This is a genomic window from Edaphobacter sp., from assembly GCF_035763405.1.
Lineage (GTDB): Bacteria > Acidobacteriota > Terriglobia > Terriglobales > Acidobacteriaceae > Edaphobacter.
Genome location: NZ_DASUBE010000084.1, coordinates 26,747 through 42,160 on the forward strand (window position 1 = coordinate 26,747; position 15,414 = coordinate 42,160).

Consider the following 15,414-nt stretch of genomic DNA (forward strand, 5'->3'; position numbering starts at 1 on the left):
AGCAATGTGCGCCCGTAGCTCAGCTGGATAGAGCAACTGGCTACGAACCAGTAGGTCGGGCGTTCGAATCGCTCCGGGCGCACCACTCCCCACACAATCCATCCCAAATCAATCTCTTGACCGAACCGACGGCGTCTCCGTCATGTTCCCGCTGAAGCACTTCGAGCAGACAATCGCATCGCGCGCCGGAGTCCGCTTCAGGTAAGCCCCATCCAGCGGCCCATGGCACTCCGCACAGCACTGCTCCGGAAACGGCTTCCGCCCCTGTTCCAGACTCTCCCGCGCTGCCCGCTCGCGCTCCTCCGCCGTCTTTTCCTCCCCATAGGCTTCGATTTTGATGTCGCCGCCCAGGAACAGATACGCCGGTCCATACTTCGCTCTTAGCTGGTCCGCTTCAACATCCGGCAGCCTTGTCAGCCGCTCTTCGCGCATGTTGTCAGCCAGATCGGCCAGCTTCACCTTCACTGCCAGCTTGTCCGTGCTCAGCCGTCGGATGTAGTCCATATAAGGTTCAAACTCGGTCCGCGTCAGCCGCAGCACGGTCTTGGAGACCACCTCTCCAAAGTGCAGCCGGATCTTCCGCACCAGATCAACCTGCGCCTCCAGCGTTGCCGAAGCCTCCACCGTATCGTGCAGCAGCGCCACCGCGCGCTCCTCATCCGTCTTCATCGACATGGCCACCCGGACCACGTGAAACAGGTAAGGCTCTCCGCTCCTGTCCCTCTGGTTTCCGTGAATGTCGAACGCGATTTTGAATGCTTCGGCGAGCTGCATAGTGACCTCGTGCGAACTCCGCGTGTCCGGGCCGTCATCGACACGGTCCCGGCTTGATGCACAGGTTGTTCCTGAACTCTAAAGCTGACTCCGATCACACCCACCCAGCCCGCCACAACAGGAAGGGTGTAAGCAAAATGTTGCAATACGACATATTTCACCAGTATTTACAGCATCTGAACTGCCATACCTTCAACGTCGCCCGGAAAACACCCACCCATCGGCCCTTTCCAGTCCTGCATAATTCCATCTTATTTCCTATGAATATGTTGACGGCAGCGCCATCCCATCTCCAGCCTGCCTCGGTCCCTTTCTCCGCCTGTCATCAAACATCTTTGTTGTAAACCTTCGTTTCGCCCTGCCCGCAATACTGAACACTGCGGTTTACACCTGCAAACCGGCAAATCGCTGCATCCCCACCCGCTCCCCGTCGATGCCGTGAGTCCCGTCTTCGCAGCGGCTTTATCGCCGCTAAGGGGGTTACTTCCCGGGGCCCATCCTTCGAGCTTTTGCGAAGGGTGGGAAACACAAAACCCAGCTCGCTACCTCTACTGCCCTGTCTGGAACCGAATCGCCGCCAGTGACCCCTCATACTCATAACGGGCGTTCGCATAAGCAATCTGCGCCTGCGTCTCGGCCAACTGCGCCTGACTCAGCTCCACAATCGACGAAAGTCCAATCTTGTACCGCGTCTGCGCCAGGTCAAATGCAGAGCTTGCCTCCTTCACCAGTTGCCCCGTCACGGCAATGCGTTCGAAGTTCGACTGCGCCGCCAGCACCGTCGCCCTCACGTCGCGCGCAATCGTCTGCCGCAACGCCTGCACCTGTTCGTTCGCCGCTCCCGCCCGCAGGTCGGCCTCCTTCGCCCGGGCCGTGTACAAAAACCCATTGAACAGCGGCACATTCATATTCACGCCTACGCCGCCATACCACGGCGTCGTAATCTGGTCCGCGCGCACCGGAGTATCTCCCACCACGCCCAGCGCCGTCACCGTCGGCCTCCACAGATCGTGCTCCGCCGCGCTGAACTTCTTCGCCGCCGCATACTGCTCATCAAGCGACTGCAAATCTGGCCTGCGCGCAAACGCCTCCGTCACCAGCGGCTCCGCATCCTCGGGAGCCACCGCAGGCGACTTCGGCGTCTCGTCCACCAGCGTGTACGCCACGTCACGCTCATTCCCAAGCAGCGCATTCAGTGTCGTCAGCGCGTCCTGATTTGCGTTCTCGGCATCCACCAGCAGCAGCTTCGCCTGCGCCAGATCCACATTCGCAAAGCTCAAATCGAGCGTCGATTTCAACTTCGCCGCCGTCAGCGCACTCACCTGGTCAGCCGTCGTCTGCCGAGCCTTCACCGTATCGGCTGCCACTTTCAACACCGCCTGCGTGCTCAGCGCGTGATAAAACGCCTCATCCACGGCATACGTCACGTCGTCCGCCGTCGCCATCTGCGCGCTCGCCGCAGCCTTCGCGCGCAGCTCGGCCGAACCCACCAGATTGCGTGTCCTGCCGAAGTCCGTAATCATCTGCCGCAACGTCACACCCGCCGCCGCGCGCTCATAGAGAACAGGATTATTCAACCCGCCCGCCGTCACGCGGCTTCCAGCCTTCGGTTCCACTGCCGTCAGGTTGCCCGCCAGCTCCGGCAGTTCAGACGACCGTGCCTCGCGCGTCACCTGCCCCTCGGCCAGCGCCTCCAGCCGCGCCACCGCAATCCGAGGATTATTCTTCAGCGCCAGTTGCTCCGCCTGCGAAATCGTCAACGTCTGGCTCGACGATTGAGCAGGCACAGTTGGAGCCACCTGCGCCCCCACTGAAAGCGTCCCCATCATCACAAAAAAACAAGCCGTAGCCATGGACCTCATCTAAGCTCCCTCTTCCACCGCAACCGCGGCCTCTTCATGCCGATGCACCCACAGATACGCCGCCGGCACCACATACACCGTCACAATCACCGAAACCAGCAGCCCGCCAATAATCGCCCGCGCCAGCGGAGCGTACTGCTCGCTGCCAGCCTCCAGCGCCAGAGCCATCGGAATCATCCCCAGGATCGTCGCAAACGAAGTCATCAGCACCGGCCTCAGCCGCAACCGGCACGCCGTCGCCACAGCCTCATCGATCGGCATCCCCTCGCCACGCAGAATCCGCGCCACGTCCACAATCAGGATCGAGTTCGACACCACAATTCCCGTCATCATAATCACGCCCATCAGCGACATCACATTCAGCGTCGTATGCGTCGCCAGCAGCGTCAGAATCACTCCCGTAATCCCCGGCGGAACCGCCAGCAGAATAATCATCGGGTCCGAGAACGAAGCAAACTGCGCCATCAGAATCAGGTACACCAGCACAATCGACAGAATCAGCCCAAGCCCGAAGCTCTTGAACGACCGCCGCATCCCCTCCACCGACCCGCGCATCGTCACGCGAATATCCGAAGGTGTATGCTCCTCGGCGATCAGCTTGTCCACCTTCGTAGCCAGCCCGCCCAGGTCCTCGCCCGACGGCGCAACATACACATCGATCACGCGCCGAAGCTGGTAGTGGTCCACCTCCGTCGGCGCATTCAGCCGCTTGATGTCCACCACCGCGCCAAGGTTCGTCACCTCCGCGCCGTCCTTCGAGTGCAACGGGATCTGCTTCAAGTCCGTCATCGACTGAATCTGCGCGCCCTTATACTGCACCGTCAGCAAATAATTATTCCCCGACTTAGGATCGACCCAGTAACTCGGCGCAATCATTCCATTCGAGGCCAGCGCCGTAATCACGTTGTCCACCACCTCGCGCGAATCAAGCCCCAGCCGCGCCGCCATCTCCCGCCTTACATTCAGCTCAAGCGACGGATAATCCATGTCCTGTGGAATCAGCACATCGCTCACGCCCTTCAGTCCGCGAATCTTCCGCGCCAGGTCAGCCGCCACCGCGTGCGCCTCTTCCATATTGTTCCCACCGACCTGAACATCAATCGGCGCAGGCAGTCCCTGATTCACCACCGCATCCACCAGCCCACCCGTCTCAAAGTACGTCGAAAGCTCCGGCAAGTCCTGCTGCACCTTCGCCCGCACGCGGTTCATGTAGTCAAAGCTGCTCAACTTGTGCCCTTCATTCAGACTCACCTGCACATACGCCGTATGCGGCCCCGAGTTACTCGTATAAATCGCCGAGAACCCAGATACTGTGCCAATGTTCGACACAATAATCCCGAGGTCTTTCTTCGGAACCACCGAGCGAATATCAGCCTCCACGCGCGCAATATACTGGTCCGTCACCTCCAGCCTTGTGCCCGTCGGAGCCTTCACGCGAATCGCAAACTGCCCTGGGTCCGTCCGCGGAAAGAACGCCTCCCCCATGAACGGAAACAGCATCAGGCTCACCACAAACACCGCCAGCACGCCCACCACCACCGCACGCGGCGACTGCAACGCCTTGCCCACGCTCCTGTCGTAGTGCATCAGCATCCGGTTGTAGCTGCGATTGAATCCGCGCACGAACCGCTGAAACGGAGTCTTCCCCGGCCTGTGCCCAGCCTCTCCATGCGCATTCTTAATGAACTTCGCGCAGAACAGCGGCACCACCGTCATCGCCACCAGATACGAAGCGAACATCGACAGCACCACCGAGAGCGCCAGCGCCGTAAACAAAAACCGGCTCACGCCATAAAGAAACACCACCGGAAAAAACACAATCGCCGTCGTGAACGTCGCCGCAAGCACCGGCAGCGCCACTTCCCTTCCACCCTCTTCAGCCGCAACTGCAGGCGACTTCCCCATCTCCATATGCCGGAAGATGTTCTCCAGCACCACCACCGAGTTGTCGATCAATCTTGAAAATGCCAGTGCCAACCCGCCCAGCACCATGCTGTTAATCGTGCCGCCGCCCAGATTCAGCGCCAGAAACGCCGCCAGCGCCGACAGTGGAATCGACAGCATCACCGCCAGCGTCGCGCGAAAGTTCCCCAGAAAGATCAGAATCATAAACGCAGTCAGAATCAACCCGATCCCGCCCTCGTTCCCCAGGTTCCGAATCGCCGTCTTCACAAACGCCGACTGGTCGAAGACCACCTTCGCCACCAGCGCCTTCGGCACATCCACCAGCCCCTTAATCCCCGCGCGAATCCCATTCACAATCGAGATCGTGTTGCTATCGCCACCCTGCTTCAAAATCGGCAGGTACACCGAGTGCTGCCCATCCACGCGAACGATGTTCGTCTGGATCGCATTCGCATCCTTCGCCTCGCCAATGTCCGAGATCAGCAACTGCCCATTGCCCACCGTCTTCAGCGGCAGATCGTCAATGTCCTTCATATCGGGCAACTGCGAGTTCGTATAAATATTGAAGTCCTTCGGCCCGATCTTCACATCGCCCGACGGCAGAATCGAGTTCGAATCATTCACCGTCCTGACCACGTCCATCAGGCTCAACTGGTGCGCCTCCAGCTTCACCGGATCCACATACACCTGAATCTGCCTGTACTTCCCGCCAAACGGCACCGGCACCGAAGCGCCCGGCACGTTCGCCAACTGGTTCCTCACGTCGTACTGGCCAATGTCGTGCAACTGCGTCTCGCTCAGCCCCTGTCCCTTCAGCGTGATCAAACACACCGGCAGACTCGACGCATCGAACTTCAGCACCACCGGCGGCAGCGTCCCCGGCGGCAACCGTCGCAACTGCGCCATCGCCAGGTTCGAGATCGTCGTCACCGCCGCATTCGGATCAACTCCCGGCTGAAAATAAACCTTGATCAAGCTCACGCCCGGCAGCGACCGCGACTCGATGTGGTCAATCCCGCTGCCCAACGTAAAGAACCGCTCAAACGGGTCCGTGATGTGCGACTCAATCGCCTCCGGCGGCATCCCGTTATAAAACGTCGCCACCACGACCACAGGAATATCAATCTGCGGAAACAGATCCACCGGCATCCGCGCTACCGTCACCGAGCCCACCACCCCGATGATCAGACAAAGCATAATGATGAAGAACGGGTAACGAAGCGCAAAGCTCGACATCTATTTGCCCTCCCCGTCAGGCGAAAAGCCCACGCTCACACTCTGCTGCGGTGTCACCTTCTCGCCCGTCTCAAAGTTCGCAAGCTGCGCCACAATCACCTGGTCGCCATCCTTCACGCCGTTCAAAATCTGCGCCTCGGTCGCGGTCGTCACACCCAACTCGACGGTGCGCTTCTCCACCACGCCGTCGCGGTTCACAATCTTCACAAACGGCTCAACACCCGTCTGGTCCACCGCCTGCACCGGCACCACCAGCGCGTCGCCCGCCGACTCAATCGCCAGCGAAACATCCGCATACATCCCCGGAGCCAGCTTGCCGTCCTTGTTCGGCACATCAATCTCCACCTGCATCGTGCGCGTCGAAGGATCCAGCGCCGCCGTCGTCCGCGCCACCTTGCCGGTGAACGTCAACCCCAGCGCCTTCACCCGCACCGTCGCCGGATCGCCAATTCGCACATACCCCACCAGCGACGCAGGCACCGGCAGCCGCAACCGCAGCATGTCCACCTGCGCCAGCTTCACCACCGGCATCGAGCTTGCATTCGACGTGCCCGCCTGAATCAGCGCGCCCGTGTCCGCATACCGCCACGTCACCACACCGCTGAACGGTGCCACAATCCGCGAGTAATCCACCATCGCCGAATATCGCTGCTGGTCCGCCTGCGAAACCCCAAGCTGCTGCTGCATCGCCGAAAGCGTTGACTTCGCCGCATCCAGCGCCGCCTCCGCCTCGCGGTCCTTCGCATTCGCATCGTCCAGTTCCTGCTGCGCAATCAACCCAGGCTGCGCAGCCGAAGCCTGCTGCAATCGCTTAGCCGCCGCATGAAGCGCGTCATGGTTCGCCTGCGCGCGCAGAATGTCGCTCTTCGCCCGCGCAATCTGGTCCCGCGTCTGCGCCACGCCCGCATTCGCGCCCGCAGCCTGCGCCGTCAACTCCGGCACATCCAGCGTCGCCAGCACCTCACCCGCCCGCACCCGGTCGCCAATGTCCACGTTGATGTGCCGGATGTAGCCCGCAACCTTCGCATGAAGCTCGACCTCCTGATACGGGAAGAACTCTCCCGCCACATCCAGCGACTTGCTCAGCGGAGCATGCTTCACCACCGCAATCGGAGCAATCACCTCAGCCGATGGCGGATCCGTCTGGACCGCCGCCGAACGATTGCAACCCAGTCCCGCGACAAACAACAAAGACAGAGACAGAAGGCCAACTGACACCTTGGCCTGCAATGCAGAAACACGATTCATCGTCATCACTCACTTGGCATGGGCAAAAAGCCGTGCCTGTAAAAGGGCACAAAGCCGGGGCCGGAACGGCTCCGGCAGGGAGCGAAACGTCTTAAACAGCAGGAGGGGGACGTACAGAAAGATGCGGCGAAAATCCGTGGGCTACAGCCATCACCGGCTTGTCTTCCGCAACGTACCACACAGCAACAAAAACCAGGCTCAGCAGCGCCGCAACAGCTTCCATCACCGACGGCGTCGCCAGCACAGGCGCAATCTCAGCTTCAACCGAAGGGATCGCCTGGTCCTGCCACGCCTTGGTCGCAGCTACCGACCGCGCGCCCGGCTGTCCCGTATGGTACAGCGCCAGCTTCGCGCCCAGCGCGTAGACCAGCAACAGCCCGCACAGCATCGCGCCAACCAGATAGCGCAACACTCTACTGCTGTTCATTTGTGAAATTGATTCCACGTCCTCAGTGTAGCTCATGGGCTTTCAGGATTGACGGACTCTACCTGATAAGACGCCCCAAAGCCGCAAACGTATCAACCCGGTTCCATTCCGTCGCTCATTTCCATTCCGTAACTTTTTTGCATTTCGATTTCACAGCCTTTTTACATTTCCATTCCGTAGCCCCTTTGCATTTCCATTCCGTACCCTGAGCGAAGCCGAAGGGGAAGGAATCTGCTTTTGCCTTCTTCCAAACCGCCACAAACGCTCGGCTGCCCCATCCTTGGCAGCTTCATCGCCCAGGGTGGGAACGCACACACTCCACCAGCCACTTTTCAGTTGCCATCCTTCCGCACAGTGGGAGGACCCGCTTTTGCCGCTCCCAACACCCTGTCAACCCCCCACCCCACCCATCGCCTTGAAAACAGAAAGCAAACCCTTGGCGGTCGAGTTACCTCCATCCGCTATCATAGAAATAGAGGCTCAAGTGCCCTCAGACAATCTCCATCCCAACCGGACCTCCAAACCGAAGTCCGGACCTAAGTCCAATGTTTGAAGGACTTTGAGTACTTAACCGGGGGGAGGAGGTACCTGCGGAGCAGCCGCAGTAAATTGACGACCAATTTAGTCCGCAATAGACTGAATAAGGAGCGAGCGAGTCCGATTTCCCCCGCTCGAACCAACTCCTGACCGGAAGAGAAAGACCTCATGTTGCAGGCGTTTATCATCACCCTCCGAGAGGGTGTGGAAGCATCGCTGATCGTAGGCATCGTCTTTGCCTACCTCACCAAGATCGGCCGGAACGAACTCAAGCGGACCGTCTTCTGGGCCCTCGGCGCGGCCATCGCCGCCAGCGTCGCCGGAGCCATCATCATGGCCCGCGCCCAGTTCAATACCGACATCTTCGAAGGCTGGGTCATGCTCGCCGCCGCCGTCTTCGTCGTCTCCATGATCTGGTTCATGCACCACGCCGCCCGCACCATGAAGGGAGACATCGAAGCCAAAGTCGCAAAGTTCACCGGAGACAACGTCTCCCAGTTCGGCCTCTTCTTCTTCGTCTTCCTGCTCGTCCTGCGCGAAGGCGCCGAGACCGTCCTGATTCTCTCCGCCGTCACCCTCAACTCCACCGAGCTACTCAGCTTCACCGGCACGCTCCTCGGCATCGCCGTCGCCGTCGTCTTTGGAGTCCTGTTCGTCCGCGGAAGCGTCAAGATCAACCTGAAGCGGTTCTTCCGCATCACCACCGTCATCCTCTACTTCGTGGCCTTCCAGCTCGTCGTCAGCGGCCTGCACGAGTTGAGCGAGAATGGCGTTCTCCCCTCCAGCACCACCGAGATGCGGCTCATCGGTCCCATCGTCCGCAACGACCTCTTCTTCTTCGTCACCATGCTTGCACTCGCCGGCCTCATGGTCCTGCTCGAATACAAGCGCCGCGCCCCGGTCACGCTGCCATCGAACGCCACCCCCGCCGACCGGCGCCGTGCCGAGTGGTCCGAGCGCCGCGAGAAGCTCTGGATGAACGCCGTCGTCGTCACCAGCTTCGTCTTCATCTTCCTCTCCACCGCCGAGTTCATCTACGCCAAAAGCTCCACCGCCCTCAGCCCCACCACCGCCGTCACGCTCGTCGGCACGCAGGTCACGCTGCCCACCTCCTCCATCAACGACGATCAGCTCCACCGCTACGGCGTCCACGTGGACGACGCCAAAGGCAAGAGCGTCGAGGTCCGCTTCCTGCTCTACAAAAAGCCCAACGGTGAGATCGTCTCGGTAGCCGACGCCTGCCAGATCTGCGGCCCGGTAGGCTTTTACATCGGCAGCCAGGGCATCACCTGCAAGATGTGCGCCTCGCCGCTCAACCCGGCATCAATGGGCCAGCGCGGAGGCTGCAACCCTATCCCGCTCAAGTCCGAGATCGGCGGCGGCCAGGTCGTCATCCAGGCAGCGGACCTCCGCGCCCTCACCCAGATCTTCGAGCGCTGAAATGTTCTTCCGCCTGCTCATGGAGAGCTTCCGCCGCCAGCGTCGCCGCAAGATGCTGGCCGGTATCGCCATCCTCCTCGGCACGACGGCCGTCACCGCCATGCTCGCCCTCGCCACCACCATCGGCGACCGCATCCACAAAGAGCTGGCCGTCTACGGTGCGAACATCGTCGTCTATCCCAAGACCGACCTGCTCGACGTAAAAATCGGCGGAGCCGACATCAAGCCTGCGACCGGCGGCTCCTACCTGCACGAGAGCGACCTGAAGAAGCTCCACACGATCTTCTGGGCCAACAACATCACCGGCATCAGCCCGCAGCTTCCTGTCCGTCTCGATGTAAAAACTCCTTCCGGCGACGACACCAGCGTCAGCGCGCTCGGCCTCTGGTTCCATCATGCACTGACGAACGACCCCGGCTCGCTGGTCACAGGAGCGCCCGCGCTCCATCCCTGGTGGAAGCTCATCGGTGCGTGGCCGAAAGAAGCTGACAGCACGACGAACAACACCGAAGCAGCCGTCGGAAGCACGCTCGCATCGAGCCTGCATCTGAAGACTGGCGACACGCTGACCGCGAATGGCCGAACGCTGCGCATCACCGGCATCGTCTCCACGGGAGACGCGACCGACAAGCAGATATTGCTTCCGCTCAGCACCGCACAGAGCATCGCCAACCTACCCGATGCAGTGAGCCGCGTCGAGGTCAGCGCACGCACCAAGCCCGAGGACGCCTTCGCCCGCAAGGACCCCGACACGCTCTCGCCCCAGCAGCACGAGATCTGGTACTGCCGCCCGTATGCCAACTCCATCGCGTATCAGATCCGCGAGGCAATTCCCGGCGCGCAGGCTGAGCAGGTGCGCCGCGTCGAGCAGAGCGAAGGCACCGTGCTGAAGCGCATCAGCGGACTGATGTGGCTGGTCAGCCTCGCCGCGCTGCTCGCTGCCGGCTTCGCAGTCAGCGCAGCGATGGCGGCCGCGGTGCTCGAACGCCGTACAGAGATTGGCCTGATGCGTTCGCTCGGCGCAAGCAAGGGCTCCATCGCCCTGCTCTTCTACTCTGAGACCGGCTTGCTCGCCGTGCTTAGCGGCGCACTCGGCTATCTTTTCGGCTCCGGCCTCGCGGCCTGGCTCGGCGCGCGCATCTTCTCAGGCGACGGCAGCGCAGATGTGCTGAATCCCGTGCTGTTGCCCGTCATCGTCGCACTGGCACTGATCGTCGCTATCGCCGGAAGCACACCGTCGATTCGCGCCGCGCTCGCCGTGAATCCCTCGACTATCCTGCGGGAGGACGTCTGATGCCGCGTCTCAGCTTCACCGGAATGCTGCGCCGCTCGTTGGTGCATCGTCGCTCGCGGAGCCTGTCGGCGCTGGTTGCCCTGACGGTCTCGGCAGCCATCGCCACCGCACTGCTGACCCTCTACGCCGACCTGAACGCGAAGCTGCACAAAGAATTTCGCAGCTTCGGCGCGAACGTTGTCATCACCGCCCCTGCCTCGAAGCCGCTGCCTCCCCATGCGCTTCTGCGCGTCCAGCAGGCAGCAGGCAAAGACGCTCTGGCCGCAGAGTTCGGCTACGCCGTAGCAACGACCGACCGAGGAACATCCGTCGTCGTCGCCGGAACCGACTTCGCAGCGGTGCGGAAACTGGATTCGTGGTGGCAGGTAGCCACGTGGCCAGCGCCCGAAGACGCGAATGCAGCATTGATTGGCCAGCGCGCGGCCAACTTCATCTCCGATAAGACAAACCTGAAGCTCACCTTCAGCGGCCATTCCATCACGGTGCACAGTGCCGGTGAACTACGCACTGGCGGCGACGAGGACAGTCGCATCTACCTGCCGCTCGCCGCCTTCACACAGTGGACCGGCATACAGCCCAGCGTCATCGAGGTGCAGATTCCCGGCGGTGCAAAAGCAGTCGAGGCTGCAATGACGCGACTGCGCGAGGCGCTGCCCGAGGTCCAGGTGCAGCCTGTCCGCGAGCTGGTCGAAGGCGAGTCGCGCATCGTAGACCGCACGCACGCGCTGATGTACGGCGCGGTCCTGCTGATCGCCCTCACGGTCGCAGTCTCGGTCCTGGCCACACTCTCGGCCAGCGTGCTCGAACGCCGCCGTGACTTCGCCCTGATGAAAGCGCTGGGCGGTTCGCAGACCCAGTTGATGGCGCTGTTTTTGCTGGAGGCGCTTGCGCTCGCGCTCGCGGGCGTCATCCTCGGATTCATCATCGGCTCAGCCGCAGCCTGGGTCATTAGCGAGACGAACTTCCACACGGCCACGCTCCCGCATCTGTCCGTGCTTCCGCTGGTGGTCTTGCTGAACGTCATCATCGCCGCGATGGCGGCATTATTTCCCATGCGCGTTCTGCGCGGCCTGCAACCTGCTGCATTGTTAAAGGGCGAGTGAGAGGATGGAACTGTGAACGAAGGTCATCTATTACATTCGGACGAACCCGGCCCCGCAGTGGACCTGCCCGAGATCACGCGGCCAGGCTGCGCCGTCATCTCGCTCAACCACGTCACGCGCGAGTACAGCGGCCACGCGGGAGTGGTGCGCGCGCTCGACTCCGCCTCGTTTTCGATTGTCGCAGGCGAATGGGTCGCTATCACCGGGCCCTCAGGCTCGGGCAAGAGCACGCTGGTGAACCTCATCGGTTGTCTCGACCGTCCCACGTCCGGCGAACTGAAGATCGACAACGTCGATGTGACGACCATGTCCGCCGTCGAGATGGACCGCTTCCGCGCCGACAAGATCGGCTTCATCTTCCAGCAGTTTCATCTGATTCCCTACCTCACCGCAGTCGAAAACGTGATGTTGGCGCAGTACTTCCACTCGATGACCGATGAAGCGGAAGCACGCCGCGCGCTCGAAAAAGTCGGTCTCGGCCATCGCACCGACCATCTCCCCAGCGAACTCTCCGGCGGCGAGCAGCAACGGGTCTGCATCGCCCGCGCGCTCATCAACGACCCACCGATTCTGCTCGCCGACGAGCCTACAGGCAATCTCGATGCCGCCAATCAGGAGATCGTCGCCGAGCTGCTCGAAGACCTGCACAGGAACGGCCACACCATCGTGATGGTGACGCACGACCCCGAGATGGCCAGCCTTGCCCAACGCAAGATCGCCCTCAGCCACGGCAAAGTCTTCTGCTACCCCGTCGGCGGCCCAATGGTCACGCTGCGCGGCAAACCCTGAACTGCACTAGAAGCTACCGCTCGCCCCATTTCAGTTTGGTGCGCAACACGCTGAACAGGCCGTTTGGACGTGGACGCAGCAGCCGCACGCTGGCCTTGGACCGCTGACAGGTGATGACGTCATCCAACTGAAGCTTCACCGATTGCTGACCATCAACGGTGAGATAAATCTGGTTTGGCACGCCGACGACATGCACGCTGACCGTCGATTCACCCGGTACAACGATAGGCCGGATGGTCAGCAGGTGCGGACAAATCGGATTGACAACGATAGCGTCCACCGAGGGCATGATGATGGGGCCGTTTGCCGCAAGATTGTAGGCCGTTGACCCGGTAGGCGTAGCGATAATTACGCCATCGGCGCGGAACGTCGCCACAAACTGGCGGTCGATCTCGACGGTGAAGTCGCCCATGCGTGCGATGGTGCCCTTGGTGACAACGACATCGTTGAGCGCGTCCCACTGCTGTACCGCCTTGCCGTCGCGAATGAGTTCGGCGTGGATCATGCTGCGGACTTCGATGTCGGCGCGGTTGGCGCACCAGGCATCGAGCGCGGTGTAAACCTCGCCCAGCGGCACCTCCGTAAGGAAACCGAGAGCGCCAAGGTTGACGCCGAGGATCGGCGTGGTGGTGTGGGCAAAGGCGCGCGCCGCTGCAAGCAAGGTGCCGTCGCCGCCAAGCACGATGACGATGTTCGGTTTGTGGGCGGGTAACTCGGCGCGCTCGATCGCATTGGGCGCGTTGAGGTAAGCGGCGCTCTCCGGGTCGAGCAGCGCGGCATAACCGTGGTCTTTGAGCCACGTAAGCAGATCGCCGAGAATGCCGGCGAGTTCCGGCTTCTGCGGCTTGGAGATGATGGCGGCCTGAAGCATGGCTCAAGTGTAAAACAGCACGCAAGCTGACGGTCCCGGCTGCGTAACATCAGCAAAAACAAGGAGAAATGCTCGGCGCAAACGCACAAAAGAATGCTGTCAAATGTGCCCCGCTGGGCATAAAATGGCGCACGGAGCGGTGTTGGATGCCTTGAGTCGACCCAAGGCGCAATCGAGCACAGTATCTTCCGGCACGTTGCTGCGTTAAAGAGATAGGAGCAACCGCGCTGGCGACCCCAGCGAAGTGAGGACGGTATGAAGCAAGTGATGCGTATCGTGCTGACGATCTTGATGTACGCGGGCGTGGTCATCTTCATCTTCCCTTACCTGACGGGCAGAATTACGACCGGCATCCTGTACATGATTGTGGGTGCGGCAACGACCGTGGTGTGTGGACTCCTCCGCTGCTATCTGACCGAGGGAGACTGTGGCCCGCTCTCGCGCATTGGCCGCGACTGGTAGCACTACCCCACTCCCTCCGGAGCACGTCTCGCATCCCCCTTCGCCCGTTTGCAGAAAACAATCCAACGTTATTGCCAACCGTCCGCTGGAACGGTATAAGGAGGAAACTTTTTCAATCTGGAAGGTGAGGTTTTCTGCATGAGGCGACAAATCGGTGCGTGTTTAGGATGCTGGGCCATGGTGGCCGCAATGACCTCGGTCAATGTCTACGCGCAAAGCAAACGAGCGACCGCACCGGAACCGCTTGACCCTACTCGCAGCGCGACTCCCGTGCTGGAGTCGAGCATTCACACGCCCCTGCCGGAGCAATACATCTGGACGGCGGACACCTCTCATCAAGATACGCGACTGACCTATCGGCTTCCGGGCATGATGAAGCAGATCGAGCCGCACTACTTCCGCCACATGTTTCACGTGGAGCGTGTCCCGCGCGCGGCGACGCTGTACATCGCTGGCCCGCGCAGCATAAAGGTGTGGCTCAATGGACAGTTGGCCGACTCGGTGAATAGCGACACCTCTTCGCCGCTGGGCATTCATGTCTTCATCACGCCGGTGGCGAAGTTTCTGCACGCCGGCAAAAACACCATCGCCATCGAAGCAGTGCGCGGGCGCGGCGTGACCGGCTTCGCAAACAGCGCGCTGGTACAGCAACAGACCTCCGGACGAGTGCTGGTGGCGAAGATTGTGCCGGAATTCCCCGGCGTCAACGGAACTGCGCTCACCATGAGCGACCCTACATGGAAGAGCACCACTACCGCTGCCAGCGGATGGGAGAAGCCCGCATTTGACGATTCCACATGGGCCAAAGTGCAGAGTATCGGTGGCATCGAAAGCTCGGTCGATCTGTTCCAGTGGAACGCCGACGCCGGCATGTACAACTGGCCGGGGTACGATGGCATCTCCTCTTACCTGGCCCACCTGAAGATTCCGATGAGCGGAATTCTGGAGAGCTACACCGGCCGTGGCTCCTTCACCAATACAGATGCGCTCAAGGAAGGCACAGGCGAGTTCGGCGTGCGTCTGCCTTCAACCGTGCTGACAGACGCCGAGGCGCCAAGTCTGTTTCTGGACTTTGGCCGCGAGCTGACCGGCCGCGTCGAGATCGCCAACGACAGTGACACGCCCGCCACCGTGACCCTCCAGATGGGCGAGTCCGAGGACGAGGCGCTCAAGTCGCCATACCTCGGCGTGAACCAGTTGACGATTCCGCCCCATGGAACGGGCTACGGGCCAAAATCGGCCTTCCGCTATGCGAAGGTCCGCTTCGTCGGCGGAGGCCCCGAGCTTCACTTCAAAACCATCCGTGTCGATGACATCTTTTATCCAGTGAAGTACGAAGGCGCGTTCGAGTCCTCCGACCCTCTGCTGAACCGCATCTGGGAGACCGGCGCGTACACCGCGCATCTCTGCATGCAGGACGGTATCTGGGACGCTCCAAAGCGCGACCGCGGACGCTGGATGGGCGA

At 61.2% G+C, this 15,414-nt stretch carries 11 protein-coding genes, 1 tRNA gene and 1 pseudogene; 7 read left to right on the forward strand and 6 right to left on the reverse strand.

Features of this window, described 5'->3' with window-relative positions; genetic code table 11:
* The first annotated feature begins 8 nt into the window (after positions 1 to 8).
* Positions 9 to 85: transfer RNA gene (locus VFU66_RS08655), tRNA-Arg, on the forward strand.
* A 23-nt stretch (positions 86 to 108) separates the two neighbouring features.
* Here the strand turns inward: VFU66_RS08655 and VFU66_RS08660 are convergent.
* The 5 genes from VFU66_RS08660 to VFU66_RS08680 all read right to left on the reverse strand — a co-directional run bounded on the left by VFU66_RS08660 (position 109) and on the right by VFU66_RS08680 (position 7,452).
* Positions 109 to 774, reverse strand: coding sequence for a hypothetical protein (locus VFU66_RS08660; RefSeq protein WP_326445841.1), 666 nt, complete (start codon positions 772 to 774; stop codon positions 109 to 111).
* A gap of 548 nt (positions 775 to 1,322) precedes the next feature.
* Positions 1,323 to 2,627 carry a TolC family protein gene (locus VFU66_RS08665; RefSeq protein ID WP_326445842.1) on the reverse strand — a complete coding sequence of 435 codons (1,305 nt, stop codon included), beginning with the start codon at positions 2,625 to 2,627 and terminating at the stop codon, positions 1,323 to 1,325.
* A 9-nt stretch (positions 2,628 to 2,636) separates the two neighbouring features.
* Entirely contained in the window at positions 2,637 to 5,777 is a 3,141-nt protein-coding gene (locus tag VFU66_RS08670) for an efflux RND transporter permease subunit (protein ID WP_326445843.1), read from the reverse strand.
* Positions 5,778 to 7,025: an efflux RND transporter periplasmic adaptor subunit gene (locus tag VFU66_RS08675; protein ID WP_326445844.1), complete on the reverse strand. Its 1,248-nt coding sequence runs from the start codon at positions 7,023 to 7,025 to the stop codon at positions 5,778 to 5,780.
* Positions 7,026 to 7,116: 91 nt separating this feature from the next.
* Positions 7,117 to 7,452 carry a hypothetical protein gene (locus VFU66_RS08680; protein ID WP_326445845.1) on the reverse strand — a complete coding sequence of 112 codons (336 nt, stop codon included), beginning with the start codon at positions 7,450 to 7,452 and terminating at the stop codon, positions 7,117 to 7,119.
* Positions 7,453 to 8,157: 705 nt separating this feature from the next.
* Between VFU66_RS08680 and VFU66_RS08685 the strand changes: the two genes are divergently transcribed.
* From VFU66_RS08685 to VFU66_RS08700, 4 genes are read left to right on the forward strand one after another with little or no spacing between them, the layout of a single operon-like run.
* On the forward strand, positions 8,158 to 9,429 hold the full coding sequence (locus VFU66_RS08685; protein WP_326445846.1) for a Fe-S-containing protein: 1,272 nt from the start codon (positions 8,158 to 8,160) through the stop codon (positions 9,427 to 9,429).
* Position 9,430: 1 nt separating this feature from the next.
* The gene (locus VFU66_RS08690; protein ID WP_326445847.1) at positions 9,431 to 10,723 is read left to right on the forward strand and encodes an ABC transporter permease; all 1,293 of its coding nucleotides are present in this window, start codon (positions 9,431 to 9,433) and stop codon (positions 10,721 to 10,723) included.
* Entirely contained in the window at positions 10,723 to 11,826 is a 1,104-nt protein-coding gene (locus tag VFU66_RS08695; RefSeq protein WP_326445848.1) for an ABC transporter permease, read from the forward strand. Before VFU66_RS08690 ends, VFU66_RS08695 begins: the two co-directional genes overlap by 1 nt.
* A gap of 12 nt (positions 11,827 to 11,838) precedes the next feature.
* Entirely contained in the window at positions 11,839 to 12,615 is a 777-nt protein-coding gene (locus VFU66_RS08700; protein ID WP_326445849.1) for an ABC transporter ATP-binding protein, read from the forward strand.
* A gap of 13 nt (positions 12,616 to 12,628) precedes the next feature.
* Here VFU66_RS08700 and VFU66_RS08705 read toward each other — a convergent pair whose 3' ends face one another.
* Entirely contained in the window at positions 12,629 to 13,486 is an 858-nt protein-coding gene (locus VFU66_RS08705) for an NAD(+)/NADH kinase (protein WP_326445850.1), read from the reverse strand.
* A 255-nt stretch (positions 13,487 to 13,741) separates the two neighbouring features.
* Between VFU66_RS08705 and VFU66_RS08710 the strand changes: the two genes are divergently transcribed.
* Together VFU66_RS08710 and VFU66_RS08715 are read left to right on the forward strand one after the other, a co-directional pair.
* Positions 13,742 to 13,948, forward strand: coding sequence for a hypothetical protein (locus tag VFU66_RS08710; protein ID WP_326445851.1), 207 nt, complete (start codon positions 13,742 to 13,744; stop codon positions 13,946 to 13,948).
* Between the two features lie 138 nt (positions 13,949 to 14,086).
* Positions 14,087 to 15,414 (forward strand): annotated as a pseudogene (locus tag VFU66_RS08715) (alpha-L-rhamnosidase C-terminal domain-containing protein); the annotation flags it as partial.